Source organism: Bacteroides sp. A1C1 (genome assembly GCF_004328515.1).
Taxonomy (GTDB): domain Bacteria; phylum Bacteroidota; class Bacteroidia; order Bacteroidales; family Bacteroidaceae; genus Bacteroides; species Bacteroides uniformis.
Genome location: NZ_CP036491.1, coordinates 2,535,602 through 2,561,902, shown reverse-complemented (window position 1 = coordinate 2,561,902; position 26,301 = coordinate 2,535,602). Strand labels below are relative to the sequence as shown.

Genomic DNA, 26,301 nt, shown 5'->3' with positions numbered 1-26,301 from the left:
CCTTGTAAAATTTTGATTTATAATAGATTTGTCTACATCCTTTCATGCCCAGACCAGGTACAAACCATAGAAATCATAGGAAAACGAAAGAAAATCCGAAATTGGAGCAAAATAAACTTTCGGATGGCAGAATCAGCCTTTAGTTGGAGTATTATTTAGGTAGAGAGGAAAAGCCCGTATTAGATGAAAACGGCAATCAGGTATATTACGAAAGTGGCAAGATGCAAGGAAAGCCAAAGTTCGCAGTCAAGCATCACAGGCGAAAAGAAAACCTTAGCCTGTATCTGATAGACAAGCCACATACTCCAGCTGAATGACAACAGAACAAGGAAACTTTGGAACTCGCTTCAAAAATACGCGCAGAGCGTGAGCAGGAGTTTAAGGAGAGTATGCTTGGCTACCGCTTAAAGAAAGACAGGACGGTTAATTTCTTGGATTATTATCAAGCATACATAAACAGTTATACAAAGAAAGACATTCGCATGGTGCAAATTGCACTTAGCCGTTTCAAAGACTTCTTGAAAGAGAAATACCCCATGAATGAGTGTAGCATTAAACCGGAACTCATCACCAAAGAAATGATGGAACAGTTTGTAGCTTATCTGCAATCCCGAAGCATTGGTGAAGGTGCTAAAAGCATTTACCAGCGTTTCAAGAAAGTTATTCGCTATGCAATAGAGCATGATGTAATGCTGGAAGACCCTTGCAAAGATGTTACCTGCAAAGTGGATAGTCAGATGCTTCGGAAAGATGTGCTTTCGCCCGAAGAAATACAAAAGTTGGTGGCTTTTCATTATAACAACGAAAACCCTACAGCCAGACGAGCGTTTATCTTTTGCCTGTATTGCGGTCTGCGCTTCTGCGATGTAAAAGACCTTACTTTTAAAAATGTGGATTATGCTAACTGATTATTGAAGTTCGAGCAAAGCAAGGCCAAGGGACATTCTGCCAGTAGGTGTGGTTATTTCTTTGAATGACGTTCTATTGTCTATCATTGGTGAAGCTCCGGCAGATAAGAACTGTTTGATATTCGATTTGCCTACATACGAAAGCTGCTGCAAATCGGTTAAGCGTTGGGTAAAAAGAGCCGGAATAGACAAGCATATAAGCTGGCATTGCTTCCGGCATTCTTTTGCCGTGAACATTCTGAACAATGGGGCAAATATCAAGATCTTAGCCAATCTTTTAGGACACAGCGGATTGAAGCATACAGAGAAATACACCCGTGTGGTGGATAAATTGAAAGAGGAAGCAATAAACAGCTTGCCTGAACTAAAGTTTTAACCACAAAAGATTATCTTTGCGACTATGAACTTTGAAGCATTAGTAAAACATATCAGCACGATACAGAACACGTTGCAGGCACAAGCCGCACACGCTGTAAACCTTGCCCTTACTTCCCGTAACTGGTTTATGGGTTGCTATATCGTGGAATTCGAACAGAACGGAGAAGACCGTGCCACATACGGTGAACAACTGTTGAAAAAGCAGGAACAACGGCTGAAAACAAAAGGTCTGAATGAACGTAGATTCCGTGAATTTAGACGGTTATACCTTGTTTATCCACATCTGAAAGAACAAGTATTACACTACATCATGGCAGGAAATGAAATTCGGCACTCGGCAAGTGCCGAATTACAACAATCTGATAAATAGTATAATAAATGGATAAATCCAGCAACAAAGATATTCAATAAAATACCTTATACCCACTTAAAACATATCGCAAAAATAGACAACCCGGTAAAACATGCTTTCTATGAAATGGAAACAATTCGTAGCTGCTGGTCTGTCAAAGAATTGGAACAACAAATAGCGTCTTTATACTATGAGCGTAGCGGACTATCCAAAAATAAAGAAGCCCTCTCCGCTTTAGTACAGCAACAAGCGACCTTATTACAGCCTAAAGATGTTATCAACACCCCTGTTACCTTAGAGTTCTTAGAATTGAATGAACGTGCCTTAGTAACAGAAAACGATCTGGAGCAATCTATTCTTGATAACTTACAACACTTCCTGCTGGAAATGGGGCATGGATTCTGCTTTGAAGCCCGACAAAAACGTATCTTGATTGATGAAGATTACTTCTTTGCCGACCTTGTATTCTATCATCGCATCTTGAAATGCCATGTCATTGTGGAATTAAAGATAGACAAGTTCTGCCATGAATACGCTTCACAACTGAATATGTACCTTAATTATTTCAAGGCAGAGATAATGCAGCCGGACGACAATCCACCTATCGGTATTCTGCTTTGTACGGAAAAGGGAGATACATTAGTAAAATATGCCACTGCCGGATTAGACCCGAATATCTTCGTACAGAAATATATGATAGAATTGCCGAGCGAGGAAGAAATCAAGAGGTTTATATTAGGAGTAAATTTTTAATCTTTCATTGAGGACTCCTATTTGTATTTCAATGTTAATTATGTTAAAACATAAAAATAAAACAAACACAAACATTTTAACCATGTATTATTCATATCCGACAAACTCCTGAAATAAATTAAAGAGGTAAACAAAACATTTATCAACCACATATTCATTAAAAGCTATGAGCCACAATATGATTTTGAACTGCTTTAACATCAACTATTTCTTTTTGGATTTTGGAAATGGATATTGTGTAGAAATGCCTTCAGACAAAAAGGATCTTGATAAATTACTGGATTATCTTTTTTCTCAAAAGGTTGAATGGAAATTTTACGCCACACTTACAGGAAGAAAATGGTTTCATGGAATATATATAACTTTCAAAAATAGAAAACACTTAGAAGTTACTTCTATCATGAAAGACATCTGCATGATATTAAAAATAGACTCTTATTGCTTATGTGAGAATTATACACAATCAATTATAGACATCGAGGGAGATGTAATTGCATTTGCTGATTTTTCAGAGAAGCAAGAATAAGTTATCCTCTTATCAGCCAATTAAGAATGTACAAAAGACAAACATCTGAATTTTATAAGTATAAAACTACAGGAGAAAATGAAGAAATTGATACAACTATTCAATGAAATACATCTAATCATTGAAAAACATGAATATATACGGAAAGAGAAAGGAGACAATTATAATCTTTTCAAAGTAATCAATATGACCAGTGACGAAACAAGAGTACATTCAGCCATGATAGCGGATTTGCTGAATCCGAATGGACAGCACCAAATGAAAGATGTGTTTCTCAAATTATTCATTGAGCGTCTGAATGGGCAAACAGACCATATTGTTTCTTTCACTTGCGATAATGCCAAAGTGGAATGTGAAAAATATATCGGTCCTAAAACAGATACAGATGGAGGAAGACTCGACATTTACCTCACGGACGGGATAAACCATATTGTCATTGAAAACAAGATTTATGCGACTGACCAAGAGAATCAACTTCTTCGGTATCATAATTTTCTGAAACGATGTTCAAAAAATAAGAATGATACACTGTTGCTATACTTGTCTTTAGACGGTGAAGTACACGATATTGATAAAACCACAGGTGGCGAAGAAATAACTTTCTTTACCATATCCTATGCCGATTTTATATTAAACTGGCTGACTGATTGTCGCCACAAAGCAATAGACAAGTCTCTGATACGGGAAGGAATAGCACACTATTTGAACTTAATCAAAATATTGACACACCAAATGGATAAAGAAAAGAATGAATTAATCAATTTGATTAAAAGTAACCCGAAGTATATCAGTTGTATATCTCAATACAAGGATGCCATACGAGAAGTAGAAATTAGTCTGCAAATCGATTTTTGGAGTCAACTGGAAGCGGTCATTGAAGAAAAAGGTTATGAAGTAATTAAAGAATCTTTTAGTGACTACAAATATGCTCTCGACAATCATGAAGACTACATACGCAGATATTATGAAAGTAACAATAAATACCAGTCTCTTGAATTTAAGCTAAAGACAATCGGTGATGATTACCAATTGATGTATGCCGTTCAAGTTGACTGGCGTACATATAGCGGTGTTATACTGAGAGATAAAGAGGGGAAAACAGTCAGACTCTCAATCGCCAAAGAAATACAAAACGAAGAAATACAGAAAGTTATAAATGAAATTAATAAGATTATAGAAGATTTTCATAATGACAACAGATATCATTCGAGTGATTCTTGGCTTTTATGGGAATATACCCATCCGACTATCAATTTCCGAAATCTGAATGACGGAGATAGCCAACGACATTTAAGTAGGATGAAGGAAACGATAGAAAGCATAAGCAAAGATATTATTGAAAATATAAACATGATATTAAAAGAATAGCATGAAAAGATCTTATAAATTTATTGTAGCCAGCGCAGGATATTTAAGCGCTTTTCTGGTAACTCAAAAACTGGATGGTGCAATACAAAGGGAATGGTGGGAGGTATTTATCCCTATATGGTGTGCAATACCTGCATATTTTATAATTACCAGTCTTTTTATATTTATACGTAATGTATTAACTTCAAGAGATACTTCTGTAGATGAAATATTTGATGGTGAAAGTTATATATCTTCCTTGCCGTATTTTCTTACATTTCCCTTAATGTTTCTACGCTATAACAATCTGATTGTCATGCCGTGGAAGTTTATATTAATCCCTTATTTACCGATGCTTTTAGTTATAATAATCATGGGCATTGCCTTTTTGGTCTATATACCATCTGCAATAAAGAGCTCCTGTAGAGAAAAAGCCCTGAAGCGGTTTCCCCCTGAAGACTTAGAGAAACTGGACTGGGAAAGCATGAAACATTGCCTGCTTGACATAAAATCAGAGCTTCCTCAGTTTGAGTTCAGTGAACCCAATTGGGATTACAGCCGCAAATACACCATTGAAGCCCGAAAGAACGGGTACATCGTAGGAGCTGGGTTCTATTTCCGCAATAATATATATGCTGTTTGTACGTATATATATGGACGCGATGTAAGCCAACTGGATATAGAAGGATTTACGCTCAATCCTAACAATTCGTGGGACTACTTTTCGTGGCTTATCTGGACAGAAGATGAGTACTCCGAATCGCGTTTCAAAAAAGAAATAATTGTACGATTGAAACAGATTAAACCGTTTTTTATATCAAAACAACAAGAAAATGAGAATACGATACCGTCCCTGGAGCAAACTCCAAACAGCTCTATACCGCATAATTGACCCAAATGTAGGATTTCAGATACATTGCATAACATACCCAATGCGTAGCAAGACTGGATATGCTAACGACGACATGCCACGTTATTGGATTACCATAGGAAAAAAAATCATATGGGACTATCCCCAAATATTCACCAAAGAAGAACTGAGAGAACAGTTTTATCCTTGGATGGGAGATACATCCGATATTTCTTGCTTAATTAGAGAATATATTGATTGTCCTGATTGGGAATTACTCACTCATTCATTTGAAGACCGATGGCACTTAGTACCCATACTGATAGCGTGCGATAAACGCATAGGTAAAAGACGCTTGACTTTACTTTTGAAGCAAGACAATTTTGCCCAAGTACATTGGATTATCCGAAAAAGATTGGGCACCTCCCTACTGATTTTGTAATCTATTTTATTTGTCAAACTCCCGGTTCATTCATTTGCATCGGGATATTTTTTTACTAAAACTATCAATTATAGAAGCATTATTTGTATTGGAAATAAACGTGTTCTACAAAAAGCGCAGAAAATCTCGTGAAGATTATCCTGAAATTGAAATCCAAAGAGAAAGATTCTCATATGACCTTTGTCCGGAAGAAGCCCGCCGGTTGATACCTGCAAATATAACTTTGCTTGAAGATTGCGGTATAGAATATGACGGCATTACCTTCTACGCTATTTCCTGTAGGATGATTCAGCAAATGCAATGGTTGGGAGAAGAATGTGGATTGTCTTATAAAACGGATTTTTTGATTACCCACATTCCCCCGAAAGGTATATTGGATGAAGATACGGGTAGCGAGATATTGAAACAAATAATTTTAGAGCGCCAACCGAAATATCATCTTTTCGGCCATGTGCATTATACAGGAGGACTATGGGAAGAAAAGTGGAGCACAAAGTTTGGCAATGTCTCCACCTTTCAGGCACTTTGCAAAACAAATGATTAATCCGAGTTATAGCGTTTCCCGTTTTGGTCTATAATATGTTGACATACCAGATGGGCTTCTACCCAAAAATCATTTAACCGCAATAAGTCCGGAATGGAGTAAGGTTTGTGAGTGCAAATGTCATGTATGGCATGACACACGATAATATGCTTCAGTTCCGGACGGCGTAAATGTCCTTCTGCCCATGTCACTCCATCATCCCATACATCCACACATTGTAACTGCTCATCTGTCATATCCGATGTGTTTTTGGGTGAATAATTACAAGAACATTCTTCGATTTCGGGAAGTCCCCCATTGTATTCTTCAAGTAAACAACAACAAATTAGTTCTATCATGTAAGCAAAATCGGAGCCATAATAGCTGTCTTCCGGCAATTTCAATATAGACTCCACCCCACAGAACACATACCTCAGTGTACCACAAATGACATAATCGTCATCAAAAGATTCATCTTTGGGGCTATTAATCAATGTACGATAGAGATTTGCCATGCGATGATACATCTTCTTGGTCAAACTATTCAGCAATTCGTTTACCGCTTCAAAGCGTTTGATTTCCTGCGAAGTGGCTTGAAACATCTGGTTGAGAAGCAAACTTCTTGTACCTATCAGATCTTGTATCTTTTCTATCTGTACTGCACCAATGTGCCTTAAATCAAGGCTACCCTTTTCCTGTTCGCCCATGAGCTTTTTGATTTCCGCTTCCACTTCCAATAACAATGCCCGTTTCTTGTCCACATCATTTTCTTGATAGATGTAATCCGCCAAATCGTCTGCATATAAATCCATAATCGTCTTATTTATTTAATGATTTAGACTTTGAGGTTGAGTATATCGCATAAAAAAGGCTTTGAGTATTTCCGTATATCATGGGAAATGAGCAAATTAGATGTGATAAAAAACATTACTCAAAGCCATGAGCAAAATTACAAAAATTCCGTTAGAAATCCGCAATTTTTTCAGTGAGAAACGTCGCAGTGCCGTTATGGACTCATTTACACACCTACTTGAAAATGTCAACTTGGACTGTCGTAGTCTTGGTGGAATGAAGCGTGACAACTGTCAGCTCACAAACCACCAGGTGTTCCCAATATTAGTGTTGCTTCCATTCTTTGCAATAAAAGGGCTCTCACATTACGATGGTTCTGTCCTAAGCCGGATGTTTGGTCGAAAAAAGGATGCACTGTATTCCTATTTGTCACAAGACGACATCAACTGGCGAAAGGTGATATACCGCATAACCAATTGGCTTCTAATGAAAGTGACAATGCGGAACGATCACAAGAAAAGCAAATTGCCGACAGTACTGATAGCAGATGACACAGACCTTCCTAAGGCAGGCTTTCACATGGAAGACATTAGAAAAATTTTCTCACATGTACACCATACGAAACAAAGTTCTATTTGAGTATTTAGAAGTCGTGACGGTTGTGGCTGAAATCACTGAGGCTGGGGCTGAATCTGAAGATTTGAATATGCAGGTCATTGAAAACGACAAGAGGTTGGCTGCTCTTAAAGCCTACGCTATGACAGCCTAAGTCTAAATCCGAAACTTGAGTTAAGTTATTATATACACCAATGGATTGCTTGAACAGGAAGCTTCCGAAATAGTACGCATACAGCGCACTTATACCAATATGGGAGTGTACAACAACAATAAGATGGGTCAATGTAAAAACCTGAGGGGTAAATTTATAAGTTATTATCTTTGTCTCCAAATTCATAGCTTATGGAGTTAAACGGTTATCGCCTTCTTCTTCCTGAAGGCACTTTAGAGTACTTTGATCTTGTTGATGTGAAGGAAAGCGTAAATGAAGTTGTGATCTACCTTGAGGAAAAAAATATCGTTCCTGAGAAGTATACAGATCAGGATACTGAGAGTAAAGGCTTTTATGATCCTGTTATTGTTCAGGATTTCCCTCTTCGTGGCAAGAAGGTCTTCCTTAACATTCGTCGTCGTCGCTGGCTCTTAAAGAAGCATAATGAGTATATCTCTCGTAACTGGCGTATGGTGGCTGAAGGTACTCGTATGACGCAAGATTTTGCGTCTTTTTTAAAAGAACTATATTGATAGCTATCCGATCAGTTGCAAGCTCTTAGGTGTTTTATATGGAGTTGACGGAGATTTATTGGAGCATCAATACCGTAACCATCTAAGTGGTTATCTCCATTGGGACCAACTTGTTCATGCAGAGGATTGGCTACTATTCGAAAAGAATATCGGTGCTTATATCTGTATTGATGAGGTAGCCCTCTCGCGTGGAGAACTCTATACTGTACTGATCAATAAAGAAGCTCACGGTGGTAAAGGTAGTATGATTGCTATCATTAAAGGTACGGACGTTCATACGGTCACTTCTGTCCTGCTTAAGCTATCCCGTCGCCGCCGTTACCAAGTGCGCGAGATTACTTTGGATATGGCTCCTAACATGGAGCAGATTGCCCGCATCTGCTTTCCTGCGGCCAAACGTGTTACCGATCGCTTTCACGTACAGAAGTTAGCTTATGAAGCGGTGCAGGAGACGCGTGTAAAAGCTCGCTGGGAGGCTTTGGATGAAGAGTCCACTCAGATTGCTTATGCAAAGGCCTGTGGAAAGATGTATCATGCACCTGTTTTCGCTAATGGAGATACAAGAAAGCAGTTGTTAGCGAGAAGTATTTATCTGCTTTACAAGAAGGAATCCTTATGGACTCAGTCTCAAAGAATACGAGCTGAAATTCTTTTCAAGGAATATCCCGATATAAAGAAAGGATATTATCTGTCTATGCGGTTAGGCTTAATCTATCATCAGTGTAAGTTTAAGGATATTGCTTTGACAAGGCTGGCAAGGTGGTATGATGAGGTAGATAAATCAGGGTTCCTCACCTTTGGAAGGGTCGCACGTTCTATACAAACACATTATCTGAATATAATCAATTTTTTTGAAAGGAGGGCAACCAATGCTGCAGCAGAGTCATTCAATGCTAAAATCAAAGCATTTAGAGCACAGTTCAGAGGAGTAAAAGATAGAGTTTTTTTTTATATAGACTTGCTAAATTATAGGCTTAAATATAAAATCCCTCAGATTGTTACGTTGACCCTTGCCCCCCATCAGCAAACCAACGAGTTACGAGGAGTAGAAAAGAAAAACGGAGAGAGTTTTTCAACTTTCTCCGTTTCAGTACCCAGACCCGGGGTCGAACCGGGATGGAAGTGAATCCACTGGTGTTTGAGACCAGCGCGTCTACCGATTCCGCCATCTGGGCATGTTTGATTTCTCAAATGCGGTGCAAAGATACAGCTTTTTTCTAAACCTGCAATACTTTTCCTAAAAAAAGGCGAAAAAAACGATAAAACCGACTTGAATCATTCCTTGTTTGTAAAATATGCAGTACATTAGCAGAAACTTTTAAAATCAATAGCATGGTAACCAATAAGGATAATTTCTGTGTAATTATGGGCGGAGGAATCGGCAGCCGTTTCTGGCCATTCAGCCGCAAGACACTTCCAAAACAGTTTCTGGATTTCTTTGGTACGGGACGTTCCTTGCTGCAGCAAACCTTCGATCGCTTCAAGCAGGTAATCCCCATGGAAAATATACTTATCGTAACAAATGACTTATATGCCGACCTTGTAAAAGAACAGCTTCCCGAACTTAAACCCGAACAGATTCTACTGGAGCCGACACGCAGGAATACAGCTCCCTGCATCGCGTGGGCTTCCTATCATATCCGCGCCTTGAATCCGGACGCCAATATAGTGGTAGCTCCTTCGGACCACTTAATTCTGAAGGAAGGCGAATTTCTGGCCGCTATCGAAAAAGGACTGGACTTCGTTTCCCAATCCGATAATCTGCTGACACTCGGTATCAAGCCCAACCGTCCAGAAACTGGATATGGTTATATACAAATAGCCGAAACCGCTGGTGATAACTTCTACAAGGTAAAAACCTTCACTGAAAAGCCCGAACTGGAACTGGCAAAAGTATTCGTGGAAAGCGGAGAATTCTATTGGAACTCCGGTCTGTTCATGTGGAACGTAAATACCATCATTAAGGCAAACGAAGCCCTGCTGCCCGAGCTGACATCCAAACTGGCCCCTGGCAAAGATGTGTACGGAACAGCCCAGGAGAAACAATTCATTGATGAGAACTTCCCGGCTTGCCCCAATGTATCCATAGACTTCGGCATCATGGAAAAGGCTGACAATGTATATGTATCATTAGGCGATTTCGGTTGGTCTGATTTAGGAACCTGGGGGTCTTTGTATGATTTGTCTCCTAAAGATGAAGCAGGCAATGTAGCTCTAAAATGTAAATCACTCATCTATAACAGCAAGGACAATATCGTGGTGCTGCCCGACAACAAACTTGCAGTTATCGACGGTTTGGAAGGTTATCTCATAGCCGAGTCGGACAATGTATTACTGATTTGCAAGAAGGATGAAGAACATACCATCCGCAAATATGTGAATGACGCCCAGATAAAATTGGGAGAAAAATACATTTAAATTAAGAATTAAAGGATAGGTGCCGAAGGTAACAATAGCGGGAGTTGGATGAATTCCAACTCCCGCTTCCGTTTATTTAGGGGAGGAAAATAAACCGGTTAAAGCGCTGCACGGATGGCTTCCGCCACAGCTTTGAATTCTTCGTCCGTCAGTTTCAGTTTGGGATTGGAAAAAAGCATATCTTTTTCGTTCTGCATAGGAATCAGATGTATGTGCGCATGAGGCACTTCCAGCCCCAATACCGCTTCTCCTACCTTTCTACACGGGAAGGCCTTGCCAATGGCAAGCGCCACTCTCTTGGCGAAAACATGCATCGCCGCCAAATCCTCATCGTTCAAATCGAAGATATAATCTACTTCCTGCTTGGGAATGACCAATGTATGACCTTTTACCAACGGATTGATGTCAAGGAACGCAAAGAATCTGTCATCCTCCGCCACCTTGTAGCAAGGTATTTCACCTGCGATAATTCTACTGAATATTGTTGCCATAGCTATAAATTATAAAATAAGGCAAGCCCGTATGCGGACCTGCCTTCCTTTAAAATGATATGTTCACTACTTCCAGGTTAATCATGCCCTGCGGAACTTTGATTTCTGCGATGTCACCTACTTTCTTGCCAAGCAGACCTTGTGCAATCGGAGTATTCACGGAAATCTTTCCTTCCTTCAGATTGGCTTCACTTTCGGAAACGATGGTATAAACCATCTTCATGCCATTCTTCACGTTCTTAAGCTCTACTTTATTAAGAATCTGTACAGAATCGGTTTTCAACTTCGACTCATCAATAATCTTGGCGTCGGCAATGGTCAGCTTCAAATTGTTAATTTTCATCTCAAGCATACCTTGAGCTTCCTTGGCAGCGTCATACTCTGCATTTTCCGACAAATCACCTTTGTCACGCGCTTCGGCAATGGCAGCCGATATTTTGGGACGTTCCACCGTCTCCAGGTGTTTCAATTCGGCCATTAATTTCTTGTAGCCGTCTTCTGACATATAAGCCATACTTTTTCCTCCTTAAATGTTATGTTAGTTTTTAATGGTACTATAAACAAAAAAGAATTCCAACATGGTCAGCATGCTGGAACCCTCTTTCCGATTTTCCTTTGCAAAGATAGCCTTTTATGCAATGCGTGTCAAGCATAAAAGGCTGCTTTGTAACATATTTAAACGAAAACTTCTTATTTATAACATGTTACAGCAATGCTTTCACTGCCGCCTCCAAGTCTTTAACACTCTCTCCACGGGCACTCAACTCATTGTTCTTGTTAACCAGGAACACAGAAGGCACATTCTTCACATTATAAGAAGCCGCTATAGACGAATAAATTCCATTGCCGTCGCGCACACAAATCCAAGGTAGATTGTCGGCAGTTGTTTTCCAATAGTGCTCGTCTGCATCCAGAGAAACCTGATAAATTTCCAATCCCTGGGCAGCATACTTGTCGTACAAGTCACGCAACATATAATTATGTGTAGCAGAAACGGCACTCTGATAAACAGTGAAGTCCACAATAACAGCCTTGCCCTTCAATTCGCTCAACTTACGTGTATTGCCCTTCATGTCACGTAGGTTAATGTCGATGATGCCGGTTTCGGAAATTGCCTCTTCAGGGATTTCCACCACCTTCTGTTGCGGAGTACGGGTATTCTTCATTCCCTTTATTACAATGTTGTAGAGGTTCTTGGAACGGTCTGCATCCGGATAATAATTGTTCAGGCTGGTTGCCACGGCTGCAAAACACTTAACGTCTTCCTTATTGTTCAGAGGGTCGAAAATCAAATAATTATTCAACTTCTGAAACAAGGCGAAATAGGCGGCAGCCGTATTGGGAGCGGCAAAAATATAGCTGATTTTCACTTCATCCTTATAGTTCTTCAATAAAGAGGCGAGACTATCCTCAAAAACATCAGCGCCTATCTTATGTGCCTGCACCGACTGCAGCAATGCATTCACATTGTCCTGAAGCTTCATCTGCTTCAACGTCAAGTCCTTTATCTTCGAGCTGTTCGGAGAACCTTCGACCGTATAGGCAGTGGCAAAATCGGTATAAGGTGCCCTTACCAAAACCGTTTCCGTCGAATCTACCGAGAAATTAATAACCTTGTCGTCTACCCGCAAACGGTAGAATTCCGGAGACACCGGACGTACCTGCTTGAAGTGGAAAGAACCATCCCCTTTTAGTTTTACAGAATCCAAAGGAACAATACCTTCCAATGCCGAGGCTTCCAAATAAAGCATCTTGCCGTCGGCACCAGACACTTCACCCTCTACTTTGAATTTAGGTTCGGAATTACATGCACCCAATGCTATTGCAGCAAGTGCCATAAAAAAGATTTTCTTCATATCGTATCTTCAGTTTTGTTTTGCAAACGTGCCTGCAAATATACTTCTTTTCAAGTTCAGTCAAAGCATTTTCCCACGTTCTTACATATAGAAAACAGCAAAAAACAACTAAATACAAACTTTTTATCTCATTCCCACCATTTTACATGAATAAATTATGTATCTTTGCACGAATTTTGAAAGAAAATTAGATATAAAACATTTTTTATGATTAACCCAATTGTTAAGACGATCGAGCTTCCTGATGGCAGAACCATCACGCTCGAAACGGGAAAGCTGGCAAAACAGGCAGACGGTTCTGTAATGCTTCGTATGGGCAACACCATGCTTTTAGCTACTGTTTGTGCCGCCAAGGACGCAGTTCCCGGAACAGATTTCATGCCATTACAAGTAGAGTACAAAGAAAAATTCTCCGCATTCGGACGTTTCCCCGGCGGTTTCACAAAACGTGAAGGACGCGCTTCTGACTACGAAATCCTCACTTGCCGCCTCGTTGACCGTGCTCTCCGCCCATTATTCCCTGATAATTTCCATGCAGAGGTATACGTAAACATCATTCTTTTCTCGGCAGACGGCGTAGATATGCCCGATGCTCTGGCCGGACTCGCTGCTTCTGCCGCACTTGCAGTTTCAGATATCCCCTTCAACGGACCTATTTCCGAAGTACGCGTAGCACGCATCAACGGACAATTTGTCATCAACCCTACCTTTGAGCAACTGGAGCAAGCCGATATGGATTTGATGGTGGGCGCCACTTATGAAAACATCATGATGGTGGAAGGCGAAATGGACGAAGTTTCCGAGCAGGACTTGCTGGAAGCTATGAAGGCCGCACACGAAGCCATTAAGATTCAGTGTAAGGCACAGATGGAACTGGCAGAGGAAGTAGGCTCTACCGTGAAACGCGAATATTGCCACGAAGTGAACGACGAAGAACTTCGTAAAGCCGTTCACGACGCTTGCTACGACAAGGCTTATGCCATCGCCGCTTCCGGAAACAAGAACAAGCACGAACGCATGGATGCTTTCGATGCCATCCGCGAAGAATTCAAGGCACAGTTCTCCGAAGAAGAATTGGAAGAAAAGGCAGCCCTCATCGACCGTTACTATCATGATGTGGAAAAAGAGGCGATGCGCCGTTCCATTCTGGACGAAGGCAAGCGCCTTGACGGACGTAAGACCACCGAAATCCGTCCTATCTGGTGTGAGACCAGCTACCTGCCCGGTCCTCACGGCTCCGCTATTTTCACACGTGGCGAGACACAGTCTTTGTCTACAGTAACTTTAGGTACCAAGTTGGACGAGAAGATTATCGACGACGTATTGGAACACGGAAAAGAACGTTTCCTTCTGCACTATAACTTCCCTCCGTTCTCTACAGGCGAAGCTAAGGCACAACGCGGTGTAGGCCGCCGTGAAATCGGTCATGGGCACTTAGCATGGCGTGCCTTGAAGGGGCAGATTCCCGCAGACTATCCGTACGTAGTACGCGTAGTATCCGACATCCTCGAATCAAACGGTTCTTCTTCCATGGCTACCGTATGTGCCGGAACTCTGGCATTGATGGATGCAGGTGTGAAAATTAAGAAACCGGTATCAGGTATCGCCATGGGATTGATTAAGAATGCAGGCGAAGACAAATATGCCGTATTGTCCGACATCCTCGGTGATGAGGACCACTTGGGCGACATGGACTTCAAAGTGACCGGAACAAAAGACGGTATCACCGCCACTCAGATGGATATCAAAGTGGATGGTCTGTCATACGAAATCCTTGAAAAGGCTTTGCTGCAGGCTAAAGAAGGCCGCGAATATATCTTGGGAAAAATTACCGAGTGCATCGCCGAGCCTCGCGAAGACCTGAAACCTCACGCTCCGCGTATCGAGACAATGACCATTCCTAAAGAATTCATCGGTGCTGTCATCGGTCCTGGTGGAAAGATTATCCAAGGTATGCAGGAAGAAACCGGTGCCACCATCACAATTGAAGAAGTGGACAACATCGGTAGAATCGAAATCGCCGGTACCAACAAGAAGAGCATCGATGATGCTATGCGTATCATCAAAGGCATTGTGGCTGTCCCTGAAGTAGGCGAAGTCTACAAAGGCAAGGTACGCTCCATTATGCCTTACGGCGCATTCGTTGAATTCCTGCCGGGTAAGGACGGTTTGCTCCATATCTCCGAAATCGACTGGAAACGTCTGGAAACAGTGGAAGAAGCCGGTATCAAGGAAGGTGACGAAATCGACGTAAAACTTCTCGACATCGACCCGAAGACCGGAAAATTCAAGCTGTCACGTAAAGTATTGCTTCCAAGACCGGAAAGACAAGAAAGACCGGAAAAGAAATAAGAAATCTCTTATTCTTTAAGCATATAAAGCCTGGTGGAGCTCCATCAGGCTTTCTTTTTGTCCATACAGCCAAAATGGCTCCGAAAAAACAAGGCACAATGCTTGCATATTCCAAAAAGATTATGTTTTTTTGCTATATAAAGCCTTATATTCCATAAAGAACCTCAATTAATGTCCGGTTTAAGGAGCCTACATACTATGAATCTTTTCTCACGTTTTTTCCAGGAAAACCAAGAAAAGTTTTTGGCCTTTGCTTATTCTTATCTCAGGGATAAAGCGGAAGCGGAAGACGTTGTGATGGAATCCATGATTGCCCTATGGGAAAATCGAGACCGCTGGGAAGAAAATAGTAACCTGCATGCCCTGCTGCTGACCATCATAAAGAACAAAGCCCTGCACGTACTCGAGCACAAGCAGGTGCGTCTACGGGCGGAAGAAACCATCAGTAGCCACAACCTGCGCGAATTGGACTTACGTATCTCCACCCTGAAAGCCTGCGAACCAGACAAGATATTCAATACGGAAATACAACATATCGTAAATAAGACCTTGCAGGAAATGCCCGAACAAAGCCGGAGGATATTCATGTTGAGCCGATACCAGAACCTGGCAAACAAGCAGATTGCCGATAGCCTGAACATATCACTTAAGACCGTAGAGGCACACATCACCAAAGTGCTGCGAATTCTCCGGCTGAGACTGAAAGATTATCTTATAACTATACTCATTATATTAATATCCTAAAAAGATGCCTCTACGGAATAGGGTTACCGCCCACTTTCCGGTTATATATACAAAAGGTAAAAAGAGCACATTTTAGAAAAGAAACAAATTATTGACAATGAACCAAGAGCTATTATATAAATATTTCAAAGGTATTACTTCCATTGAAGAAGAAAAGATGATACTCGACTGGGTAGACGCCTCGGATGAAAACCGGGACACCTTCCTGAAAGAGCGCATGATATATGACATTTCCTTGTTCTCGGACAAACAGGACAACAATGAAAAGAAAACGGTGCGCATCATGCCGATGCTCCGCTGGACGGCCCGCATAGCCGCCGTCACCATTGTCGCCATAGCCGGTTATTTCATCACCTCCGACTTTCTATATAACAAGGAGGTACAATTGCAAACAGTCACCGTGCCTGCCGGACAACGGGCGCAGATTACCCTTGCCGATGGAACGCGCGTATGGCTGAACTCCAAGTCTACCATGAAATATGCCGCCAACTTCGGACGCAACGAACGGAATGTGGAGCTGGACGGAGAGGCCTACTTTGAAGTAGCCAAAAACAAGAGTATCCCATTCTATGTACATACAGAAACGAACAAGGTAAAAGTTGTAGGAACGAGTTTCAATGTTTGTGCCTATAGTGGGAGCCATGAGTTCGGAACCACATTGGTAGAAGGTGTCGTCGATATCTATCCGGCCAACAGCAGCCAGATAATCACCAGGTTGCAGAAAGACGAGGTATTTCTCAATGAAAATGGAAAATGCAGAAAGACCGTCCTTCCTTCCTATGAATATCTACGCTGGAAAGAGGGACTATACTGTTTTGACGACGCCCCATTCAGCGGCATCCTCAGTAGACTGGAGAAATACTATAACGTAAAAATAACCGTTGCCAGTCCCCAACTGCTGAACTACAGCAGCTTTACCGGCAAGTTCAGAGAGCAGGACGGTATCGAACACATACTGCGGACCATCTCGAAAGACCATCCTTTCAAGTTCCGCATCAACGAAGAAAAGGACTCAATTGTTATATATGAGTAAGAAAAAAGATCGGAAAGTACCCCCATACTTTCCGATCCGAAACAGTCAAAAATCGACCTTAATCAATTTATTAACTTAACACAGTGACAAAGATATGAGAAAAATTTTGTTGATGAGGCTTTTTTATCTAAAAAAATTAGATTTTAAGCAATTATTGCAAACCTATGAAAATCACATTATTCCTTCTCCTGCTTGTTATATTTCAGGTATACAGCGGGAACTGCTACTCTCAGAATGCCAGGGTCAGCATTCAAAATGCCCGGCTGAGGGTAGGGCAAGTTCTCGAGCAAATTGAGTCGCAAACAGAATACTTATTTGTATATAACAAACAGAACGTCGATGTACACCGTACCGTCGACATCCATGCAAGTAACCAAACTGTTTCCAAAGTACTTGACCAAATGTTCAAAGGGACAGACATCAAGTATGTGATGGAAGGCAAAAACATCGTTTTAACCAAAAACAGCAGGAGTGCTGAGGATAAGACAGACACTCTGCAGGAAATGGCTACTGTAAGAGGAAAGGTGACGGACTCCAGAGGTGAACCGATTATCGGTGCCAACATTCTTGAAAAAGGGACCGCCAATGGTGTTATCACCAATACCGAAGGAGAATTTAGCATGAATATCCCTCCTTATGCCACTATTGTCGTATCCTACATCAGTTATGAACCGCAAACCATTGCCCTGAACGGTAGAAACAATCTCCACATCCGGATGGAAGAAAAGAACCTCACCCTGGAGCAGGTAGTGGTAACCGCCATGGGTATCCAGAAGAAAATGTCCTCATTGACCTATTCTACCCAACAGATAAGCAGCAGTGAGCTGACCCGTGCCAAAGAACCGAACATGATTAATACACTGGCAGGAAAGACGGCCGGAGTACAAATCAACAAAACCGCCAATTTAGGAGGTTCTGCCAAAGTCGCCATCCGCGGTGCACGCTCTGCATTTGCCAGCGGCAACAACCAGCCCTTGTACGTAATTGACGGTGTTCCTATGCTGAACAGCTCAACAGAATCCACCTCCACCGTAATCGGCGGTAACAACGATGGATTGAACCGTGATGCCGGTGATGGGATTTCCAACCTGAATCCGGACGATATAGAAAGCATAAACATCCTGAAAGGTTCTTCTGCCGCCGCACTTTATGGCTCGCAGGCAGCTAATGGTGTCATTCTGATCACCACTAAAAAGGGAAAAGCCGGACTGCAGCGCGTTACATTCTCCTCCAACCTGACCGTGAGTCACGCCATCAGTACCCCCGAATTCCAAAATACATACGGTCGCAACGAAGATGGCGGTACGGCAAGCTGGGGTACAAAAAGCAATGTAACCGACTATGACAACATAGGCGAGTTCTTCAGCAATGGCATCACGACTTTCAATTCGCTGGCCATCACTACCGGAAATGAAAAAGTACAAACTTATTTCTCATACGCCAACACCACGGCTAAAGGAATTGTAGACAACAACAAGCTACAGAAAAATAACCTGAACCTACACGAAACGGCCAGCCTCTTCAACAACAAGCTGAAACTGGACGGCATTGCAACACTAATGACCCAAACCGTCAAGAACTCCCCTGCTACCGGCGGCTATTATCTGAATCCGCTGGTCAGCTTGTACAGTTTCCCACGTGGCGTAGATATGAGCACTTACAGAGAAAACTTTGAAACGTGGAATGCCGACCGCAATATGATGACACAAAACTGGATTGAAAAGAATGGAGATGGTACCGTCAGTGAATGGGGACAGAATCCCTACTGGTTGAAAAACCGCGTGCTCAGTAGCAACAAGCGATATCGCGCTATCGCATCGGCCAGCGCCAATCTGCACATTACGGATTATTTCAGCCTGCAGGCACGGGGTAATGTGGATTATATCAGTGATAAATTCGACAATAAGATGTATGCCACTACAGCTCCCAACATCGCCGGCAAATACGAGGACAAGGAAAACGGACGTTACATCTGGTCGGACAGCCAAGAAATCCAAGTCTACGGTGACGTAATGGCCTTGTTCAACAAGGAATTTGATGACTTCTCCCTCAACACGGCACTGGGTGCCAGCATCAACATGAGTAAAGTCAACTCCCTGACAATAGACTCAAGGCTTGCTTCCCTCTACAAACCGAATGTATTTACCGTCCCCAATGTAGTGATGGACTCCAAAGCAGCCGTAAACCAGAGCATCGACAGCAAACGCACGCTCCAATCAGTATTTGCCACCATGCAGTGGGGCTGGAAAGGATTACTATACCTGGACATTACCGCACGTAACGACTGGTCATCCACACTGGCCTACACAGACAGCAAGAATACCGGATTCTTCTATCCCTCCATAGGGGCTACCTGGATTCTTAACAAAGCCTGCTCCCTACCCCAATGGATAAGTTTTGCCAAAGTGCGCGCTTCGTGGGCGGAAGTCGGTAATGACCTTCCGATAGGAATCACCAATCCGGTAGACATCATCATGGTAGGCGGCAGTATCAATGTAAATACCGTAGAACAGCGTGGTGACCTAAAACCGGAAATCAGCAGCTCCATCGAATTCGGTACAGAATGGCGTTTCTTCCACCACCGATTCGGGATGGACTTCACTTGGTATCAGACCAATACCAAGAATCAGTTATTGAGAATGGACAACCCCACGGGCTCCACCTACAAATACCGGTATGTCAATGCCGGAAAAATACGCAACCAAGGCTTTGAGCTGACGGTAGACGCCACTCCGCTACTATACAGAAACTTTTCGTGGAAGAGTCTCATCAACATGTCCGCCAACAAAAACAAAGTAGTGACCCTGCATCCTGACTATCCGGAATTTTCCTACTACGAAGAAGGTTTCAATGCTGGCTATCAGATGCGCGTCAAAGAAGGAGGTAGCCTGGGGGATATTTATGGAAATGCTTTCCGCCGTAATGAGGATGGCAGCATCATGGTTGATGAAACCAGCAAAAGGCCTTTGGGAAATACCGGAAACAAGGATTTGCTTGGGAATGCCAATCCTGACTTCACTATGGGATGGAGCAATACACTTACCTACAAAGACCTGGAGCTCTATTTCCTGATAGATTTCCGCTTCGGCGGCGAAGTCATGTCACTGACACAGTCCGAACTGGATGCCAACGGCGTGACCAAAGTCACCGAAGAGGCCCGAACCCGGGGATATGTAGAATACCAAGGACAGAAGTTCAACGACCCGAGAGCATTCTACAGTGCAGTAGGCGGCAGAAATGCCATCTCCGAATATTATATGTACGACGCAACCTGCATCAGACTCCGTGAAGTATCACTGAGCTATTCTTTCCCGAAAACGATACTGGAAAATAGCAGATTCATAAAGGGAATCGACGTATCATTGGCAGCGCGCAACTTGTGCTTTTTCAAGAAGGAAGCACCGTTCGACCCCGATGCAGTGATGTCCGTAGGCAACAACAATCAAGGAGTAGACGTGTTTGGCATGCCTACTACCCGGAATATCGGCTTTAACCTAAGATTTACCTTTTAAAATGAATACCTTATGAAAAACAAGTGCATCATATTCCTTTTCTGCCATAGCATGCTGCTGCTTACAGCTTGTACCGGTGGTTTTGAGAATGACAACGAAATCAAAGGAGGTTTCTCGGATGACAAAAAGGAAATAGACTTCCAGAACTTGACTGCTCCATTCGAACCCATACAGTCGGGTATCTACTTCAATATAGGTTCTGTAGGCTTGAACTGGGTATGGCAGATGACACAATCCCTAAACCACGACATGTTCTCCGGCTACTTCATGGACCCTATTCCTAAATTCATGAAATCCAACGCCTGCTACAACCTGAACTCCGGCTGGACCAATGCTGCATGGCAATGTACTTACGGATATGTCTACACGGAAGTGCAGAAGGCAGAAAAGAACTTTTATGGCAATGACAACCTGAAAGGCTATCTCGGCATTACTGAAATCTTGAAAGTAGAACTGATGCACCGCATTGCCGATACATATGGTCCGCTGGTCTACCACCAATTGGGTGAGGTACCCCGGGTTTACGGACTGCAGGAAGCCTATACACGTTTCTTTGCAGACCTGGACGAAGGGCAGCAATTGATAAGGGAATACCTGGACGAAGGAGGTGACAACAACAAATTCAAAGAGTATGATATGCTGACCAACGGCAAGACCTTGAAGGACTGGTTGAAGTTTGCCAACTCACTGCGTTTGCGCCTTGCCATGCGCATCTCCAATGTGGATGCAACACTTGCCAAAGACCAAGCAACCAAAGCACTGAATGACAATCAAGGTGTACTGGAAGGTGCAAGGGAAACCATCGCTGTAATGGGCAAGAACTATATCAATCCTTTGTGTGCCGTTGCCGGTTGGGGTGAAGTCTACATGAATGCCTCGATGGAATCCATTGTCAACGGTTATGAGGACCCGCGTGGCAAGAAATGGTATAACACCGCCCTGCTCGAAGGTTGTAGAGAGCAATTGTTAGGCATTCCCATCGGCTTACCCATGAAAGACGGTGACGCCAACATTTACAGTTCCTGCTCTTCCCTCAACACAAGCACCATCGGCGAAAAGACCGGAGCCGTATTGATGAGTGCGGCAGAAGTCTGGCTACTCAGGGCCGAAGCAGCCCTCCGCGGCTATACCAAAGAAAATCCCCGCACATGCTATGAATACGGTGTAAGTACTTCATTTACACAGTGGGACTGTGCCGGTGCTTCCGAATATCTGGAAAGCAATAAAACCCCTGCCGATTATAAAGATGTAGTCTCAGGCGGCAAGGTGGGCAAGGACATGAAAGCCTTGATTACCATCTCCCCAAAATGGGAAGAAGATGCAGACATAGAGACAAAACTCGAAAAGATTATTACCCAGAAGTGGCTGGCATGCTGGCCCGAAAGTTATGAGGCATGGGCCGAGCAACGCCGTACCGGATACCCCAAACTTTTCAAGGTCCAAAGCAACACCGGAAAAGTGATTGATACGGATATCATGATCCGCCGCCTTCCGTTCTCGACGGATGCCGCCACTGCCGACCCGGCACAATACGCTACCCTCACGGAAAAACTGGGTGGCGCAGACAATGGCGCCACCCGCCTTTGGTGGGATACGGGGAAAAACTCTTTTTAGAACAGACTCCACGCAACCGTAAGCCCTGCCATCACAATGGCTACCATGCTCATCAGCTTGATCAGGATATTCAAACTCGGACCGGATGTGTCCTTGAACGGGTCTCCTACGGTGTCACCCACGACTGTAGCTTTGTGGACTTCACTGCCTTTGCCGCCAAAGTTGCCTTCTTCCACATATTTTTTGGCATTATCCCATGCACCACCGGCATTTGCCATGAAGATAGCAAGCACGAAACCGCTACTCAATCCGCCAATCAGCAGGCCGAGCACACCGGGAACACCGAAAATAAGTCCCGTCGCAATCGGAGTAATGATAGCTATCAGTGACGGAACCACCATCTCGCGTTGCGCCCCTTTCGTCGAGATTGCCACACAACGCTCATAATCAGGCTCCGTCTCTCCCGTAAGGATTCCCTTAATTTCGCGAAACTGGCGGCGCACTTCGTCTACCATATGGGCCGCCGCACGACCTACCGCATTCATCGTCAATCCACAGAAAAGAAATGCCATCATCGAACCCAGGAACATACCGGAAAGAACTTTTGGATTCATCAACGTCACATCATAGTGATGCATAAAGTCGAAGAAAGTGGCATCTTGAAGAGCCACGGCATCGCCATGAGGAAGCGACAATTCGGTAGCCCCGAGGCGGGTCAGCCCAATACGGATTTCCTCGACATAAGAGGCCAGCAAAGCCAATCCCGTCAAAGCGGCGGAACCGATGGCAAAGCCTTTGCCCGTAGCAGCTGTAGTATTACCCAAAGAGTCGAGCGCATCGGTACGCTTACGCACCTCCTCACCCAGACCGGACATTTCCGCATTGCCACCCGCGTTGTCGGCTATCGGTCCGTAAGCATCTGTAGCAAGCGTGATGCCCAATGTAGAAAGCATACCTACCGCAGCAATGCCAATACCATAGAGCCCCAGACCCACATTAGAGAAGTCGAAGCCCGAAGCAAAGAGATAAGAAGCAATAATACCCATCACCACGGCAATCACCGGAATAGCCGTAGATAGCATTCCCAAGCCTATACCGGAAATTATAACTGTTGCCGGACCAGTCTTTCCGCTTTCACTCAGCTTTTGGGTAGGACGGTAGGATTGGGAAGTATAGTATTCCGTAGAACGCCCAATAATAATGCCTACTATCAAACCTACTATCACGGAGCAGGAAATCCACAGCCAATTGTCCAGTTTCAGCAACCATAAGATAAAGAAAGTGGCAATGACTATCAGAATAGAGCTGAGATTAGTACCGAAAGCCAGTGAGTTCAGCAAGTCCTTCATCTTCGCATTCTCTTTGGTACGCACGGAGAAGATACCGATAATGGAAAGCAATATACCAACGGCTGCAATCAGCATCGGAGCGATTACGGCCTTAAACTGCATCAGCGTATCACCCGAGTGGATAAAAGCCGCAGCACCGAGGGCAGCCGTAGCAAGGATAGAACCGCAATAACTTTCGTACAAATCAGCCCCCATACCTGCCACGTCGCCTACATTGTCGCCTACATTATCCGCAATCGTGGCAGGATTACGCGGGTCGTCTTCGGGGATACCGGCTTCCACCTTTCCCACAAGGTCGGCACCTACATCGGCAGCTTTTGTATAGATACCGCCACCTACGCGTGCAAACAATGCCTGCGTGGAAGCGCCCATGCCGAAAGTCAGCATGGTAGTGGTAATGATGCAGAGTTTATGGGTGGGAGTCATTACATCTTCCGGAATTACAGCATTCAGCAACAGATACCAGAAAGATATATCAAGCAAGCCAAGGCCAACCACTACCAGTCCCATCACCGCACCGCTACGGAAAGCCACGCGTAGTCCGGCATTCAGCGATGTGCGTGCCGCATTGGCAGTGCGAGCCGATGCGTAGGTGGCCGTCTTCATACCCAGAAAACCGGAAAGTCCGGAAAAGAATCCTCCGGTAAGGAAAGCAACCGGTACCCAGGAGTTCTGCACTCCGAAACCGTATGCCATAATGGAGAAAAGGATAACCAGCCCCAGAAATACCCAGCCCACAATCTTGTATTGTTGGCGGAGGTAAGACATAGCACCTTTGCGCACAGCAGCGGCAATCTTAATCATCTGAGGGGTACCCTCACTTTCTTTCATCATCTGACAATGGAAATACCAGGCAAAGTAAAGTGCCAGAACGGAAGCGGCTGGAACCAGCCAAAATAGGATTTGGTCCATAGCATTTATTCATATTAAAAGGTTGAACGAAAGCCTAAAATTATTGATTTGAAGCGAAATATGCAAACAATTAGGCTATTTTATGCACTAGTTCCATTTCTATAAATAATAAAGACCTCTATCTATAAAAAAATAGATGATGTATCCCCCTAAAATGTATCGTTTATTCTTGGGAAACACATCATCTGTTCAGGTCAAATACATCATCTGTTCGATTAAAATAGATGATGTATTTTATTATTCCACCGTTACAGCCGTACCGCAGGCTGTAACCATCAGCATGCTGCCACTACCTCCTACCGTTTCATAATCCAGGTCTACACCAATCACGGCATTGGCACCCATAGCACGGGCATTTTCCTGCATCTCACGCAAAGCTGTCTCCTTAGCTTCGCGTAGCACTTCTTCATAAGAGCCGCTTCTCCCACCTACCACGTCACGGATGCTGGCAAAAAAATCGCGGAATACATTGGCACCGATAATCGTCTCACCGGAAACGATGCCATAATAGCGGGTGATACGTCCACCCTCAATAGTCGGGGTTGTTGTTACTAACATAATTCATTTTTTTTAGTTGTTGATATATTAGACGCAAGGAATGGAAGAAAGGTTGCAAAGCTTTGCTTGGGTCAGAACATCCGGCTGACACGAACTATACCTGCCACCAGCGCATCTATCTCCTCCCGGGTATTGTAAAGTCCGAAAGATGCACGCACCGTTCCTTCGATACCAAGACGCTGCATCAATGGTTGGGCACAATGATGTCCCGTGCGTACGGCAATGCCAAGACGGTCGAGCAATGTACCCATATCAAAATGATGGATATCACCTACCAGAAACGATATGACACTACCCTTGTCTTCTGCCTCGCCGAAGATACGCATACCGGGAATCTCTTTCAGCCGTTGCATGGCATACTGGGTCAATTCGTGTTCATAGGCGGCAATCTTGTCCATCCCAACCAGCGAAACGTAGTCCAAAGCTTTGGCAAGTCCGGTAGTACCGATATAATCCGGCGTACCGGCTTCAAACTTGAACGGCAATTCATTGAAGGTAGTCTTTTCAAAAGAGACATGCTGAATCATCTCTCCACCACCCTGATAGGGAGGTATCCTATCCAGCCACTCCTCTTTACCATAAAGTACGCCTACTCCCGTAGGACCATACACCTTGTGAGCGGAGAAAACGAAGAAGTCGGCATCCAAGTCCTGCACATCCACCGGCATGTGGGGAATGGACTGGGCACCGTCCACAAGCACCGGAACACCCTGCTCATGGGCAAAAGCAATCATCTCCTTGACGGGATTGACCGTGCCCAGCACATTGGAAACATGTGCCACACTGACAATCCTGGTACGTTCGGAGAACAACTGCCTATATTCGTCCAATAAGAGTTCGCCCTTGTCATTCATCGGAATCACTTTGATGGCTATTCCACGCTTGGCGGCAAGCAGCTGCCAGGGAACAATGTTACTATGGTGCTCCATCACAGAAAGAATCACCTCATCCCCCTCCTGCATAAATTCCTCACCAAAGCTGGAGACAAGCAGATTGATACTCTCCGTCGTACCACGGGTAAAGACAATCTCATTCGTACTACGGGCATTGATGAAACGTCGCACCGTCTCACGCGAGGCCTCGTGCAGCTCTGTAGCCTGCTGCGAAAGGAAGTGCACCCCGCGATGCACATTGGCATTCACCGAATAGTATTCGTCCGTAATGGCATCTACTACCTGGCGGGGTTTCTGCGTAGTCGCGCCGTTGTCCAGATAGACCAACGGCTTGCCATATACCTCACGGGAAAGGATGGGGAAATCAGCTCGAAGCCTCTCCCCCAGCCCCTCCCCCGTAGGGAGGGGAGCCAAGATACTACTCTTATTTATATCGTTGTTCATAATGAATCGAAA

Annotated in this window: 19 protein-coding genes, 1 tRNA gene and 3 pseudogenes; 15 read left to right on the top strand and 8 right to left on the bottom strand. The window is 43.7% G+C overall.

Translation table 11 applies throughout. From position 1 onward, the window contains the following. Positions 1-44 precede the first annotated feature (44 nt). From EYA81_RS19615 to EYA81_RS10230, 6 genes and pseudogenes are all read left to right on the top strand, one after another. Positions 45-1,284: pseudogene (locus EYA81_RS19615) on the top strand (tyrosine-type recombinase/integrase). 24 nt (positions 1,285-1,308) lie between these two features. Continuing rightward, positions 1,309-2,391: pseudogene (locus tag EYA81_RS10255) on the top strand (YhcG family protein). A gap of 166 nt (positions 2,392-2,557) precedes the next feature. Further along, positions 2,558-2,917, top strand: coding sequence for a hypothetical protein (locus EYA81_RS10250; RefSeq protein ID WP_117599766.1), 360 nt, complete (start codon positions 2,558-2,560; stop codon positions 2,915-2,917). A 78-nt stretch (positions 2,918-2,995) separates the two neighbouring features. Continuing rightward, positions 2,996-4,285, top strand: a complete 1,290-nt coding sequence (locus tag EYA81_RS10245) for a PD-(D/E)XK nuclease family protein (RefSeq protein WP_117599767.1) — start codon at positions 2,996-2,998, stop codon at positions 4,283-4,285. 1 nt (position 4,286) lies between these two features. Next, a complete protein-coding gene (locus tag EYA81_RS10240; RefSeq protein ID WP_117599768.1) occupies positions 4,287-5,156 on the top strand; it encodes a hypothetical protein in 870 nt (289 codons plus the stop codon). Between the two features lie 500 nt (positions 5,157-5,656). Then, positions 5,657-6,100 carry a hypothetical protein gene (locus EYA81_RS10230; RefSeq protein WP_165491375.1) on the top strand — a complete coding sequence of 148 codons (444 nt, stop codon included), beginning with the start codon at positions 5,657-5,659 and terminating at the stop codon, positions 6,098-6,100. Here the strand turns inward: EYA81_RS10230 and EYA81_RS10225 are convergent. Continuing rightward, positions 6,097-6,891, bottom strand: a complete 795-nt coding sequence (locus EYA81_RS10225; RefSeq protein WP_117599770.1) for a hypothetical protein — start codon at positions 6,889-6,891, stop codon at positions 6,097-6,099. The genes EYA81_RS10230 and EYA81_RS10225 overlap by 4 nt on opposite strands. 527 nt (positions 6,892-7,418) lie before the next feature. Between EYA81_RS10225 and EYA81_RS19210 the strand changes: the two genes are divergently transcribed. The 3 genes and pseudogenes from EYA81_RS19210 (at position 7,419) to EYA81_RS10210 (ending at position 9,145) form a co-directional block, all read left to right on the top strand. Then, positions 7,419-7,640, top strand: coding sequence for a hypothetical protein (locus EYA81_RS19210; protein WP_165491344.1), 222 nt, complete (start codon positions 7,419-7,421; stop codon positions 7,638-7,640). Between the two features lie 191 nt (positions 7,641-7,831). Further along, a complete protein-coding gene (locus EYA81_RS10215; RefSeq protein ID WP_117964259.1) occupies positions 7,832-8,173 on the top strand; it encodes a hypothetical protein in 342 nt (113 codons plus the stop codon). Positions 8,174-8,231: 58 nt separating this feature from the next. Beyond that, positions 8,232-9,145 (top strand): annotated as a pseudogene (locus tag EYA81_RS10210) (transposase). 119 nt (positions 9,146-9,264) lie between these two features. Here EYA81_RS10210 and EYA81_RS10205 read toward each other — a convergent pair. Beyond that, positions 9,265-9,348 (bottom strand) — tRNA-Leu (locus tag EYA81_RS10205). Positions 9,349-9,505: 157 nt separating this feature from the next. Between EYA81_RS10205 and EYA81_RS10200 the strand changes: the two genes are divergently transcribed. Continuing rightward, on the top strand, positions 9,506-10,591 hold the full coding sequence (locus EYA81_RS10200; RefSeq protein WP_117599773.1) for a mannose-1-phosphate guanylyltransferase: 1,086 nt from the start codon (positions 9,506-9,508) through the stop codon (positions 10,589-10,591). A gap of 98 nt (positions 10,592-10,689) precedes the next feature. Here EYA81_RS10200 and EYA81_RS10195 read toward each other — a convergent pair whose 3' ends face one another. The 3 genes from EYA81_RS10195 to EYA81_RS10185 all read right to left on the bottom strand — a co-directional run bounded on the left by EYA81_RS10195 (position 10,690) and on the right by EYA81_RS10185 (position 12,938). Next, positions 10,690-11,082, bottom strand: a complete 393-nt coding sequence (locus EYA81_RS10195; protein ID WP_117599774.1) for an HIT family protein — start codon at positions 11,080-11,082, stop codon at positions 10,690-10,692. 49 nt (positions 11,083-11,131) lie between these two features. Continuing rightward, entirely contained in the window at positions 11,132-11,596 is a 465-nt protein-coding gene (greA, locus tag EYA81_RS10190) for a transcription elongation factor GreA (protein WP_005824394.1), read from the bottom strand. Between the two features lie 190 nt (positions 11,597-11,786). After that, complete coding sequence (locus tag EYA81_RS10185; protein WP_117599775.1) at positions 11,787-12,938, bottom strand: thioredoxin-like domain-containing protein; 1,152 nt, start codon at positions 12,936-12,938, stop codon at positions 11,787-11,789. 207 nt (positions 12,939-13,145) lie between these two features. On the opposite strand from EYA81_RS10185, the gene pnp reads away from it, so the two are divergent. The 5 genes from pnp to EYA81_RS10160 all read left to right on the top strand — a co-directional run bounded on the left by pnp (position 13,146) and on the right by EYA81_RS10160 (position 22,193). Continuing rightward, positions 13,146-15,290, top strand: a complete 2,145-nt coding sequence (pnp, locus tag EYA81_RS10180) for a polyribonucleotide nucleotidyltransferase (RefSeq protein WP_117599776.1) — start codon at positions 13,146-13,148, stop codon at positions 15,288-15,290. 171 nt (positions 15,291-15,461) lie between these two features. After that, complete coding sequence (locus tag EYA81_RS10175) at positions 15,462-16,034, top strand: RNA polymerase sigma-70 factor (RefSeq protein ID WP_117599777.1); 573 nt, start codon at positions 15,462-15,464, stop codon at positions 16,032-16,034. Between the two features lie 97 nt (positions 16,035-16,131). Then, on the top strand, positions 16,132-17,067 hold the full coding sequence (locus EYA81_RS10170; RefSeq protein WP_117599778.1) for a FecR family protein: 936 nt from the start codon (positions 16,132-16,134) through the stop codon (positions 17,065-17,067). Between the two features lie 164 nt (positions 17,068-17,231). Next, complete coding sequence (locus EYA81_RS10165) at positions 17,232-20,579, top strand: SusC/RagA family TonB-linked outer membrane protein (protein WP_117964262.1); 3,348 nt, start codon at positions 17,232-17,234, stop codon at positions 20,577-20,579. A gap of 12 nt (positions 20,580-20,591) precedes the next feature. Beyond that, positions 20,592-22,193 (top strand): SusD/RagB family nutrient-binding outer membrane lipoprotein, encoded by a 1,602-nt coding sequence (locus EYA81_RS10160; protein ID WP_117964263.1) that lies wholly within the window; start codon positions 20,592-20,594, stop codon positions 22,191-22,193. Here the strand turns inward: EYA81_RS10160 and EYA81_RS10155 are convergent. The 3 genes from EYA81_RS10155 to EYA81_RS10145 all read right to left on the bottom strand — a co-directional run bounded on the left by EYA81_RS10155 (position 22,190) and on the right by EYA81_RS10145 (position 26,289). After that, on the bottom strand, positions 22,190-24,394 hold the full coding sequence (locus tag EYA81_RS10155; RefSeq protein ID WP_117599781.1) for a sodium-translocating pyrophosphatase: 2,205 nt from the start codon (positions 24,392-24,394) through the stop codon (positions 22,190-22,192). The genes EYA81_RS10160 and EYA81_RS10155 overlap by 4 nt on opposite strands. A 237-nt stretch (positions 24,395-24,631) precedes the next feature. After that, entirely contained in the window at positions 24,632-24,952 is a 321-nt protein-coding gene (locus EYA81_RS10150) for a heavy metal-binding domain-containing protein (protein WP_117599782.1), read from the bottom strand. 71 nt (positions 24,953-25,023) lie between these two features. After that, positions 25,024-26,289, bottom strand: coding sequence for a cysteine desulfurase (locus EYA81_RS10145; RefSeq protein WP_165491374.1), 1,266 nt, complete (start codon positions 26,287-26,289; stop codon positions 25,024-25,026). Positions 26,290-26,301: the final 12 nt, after the last annotated feature.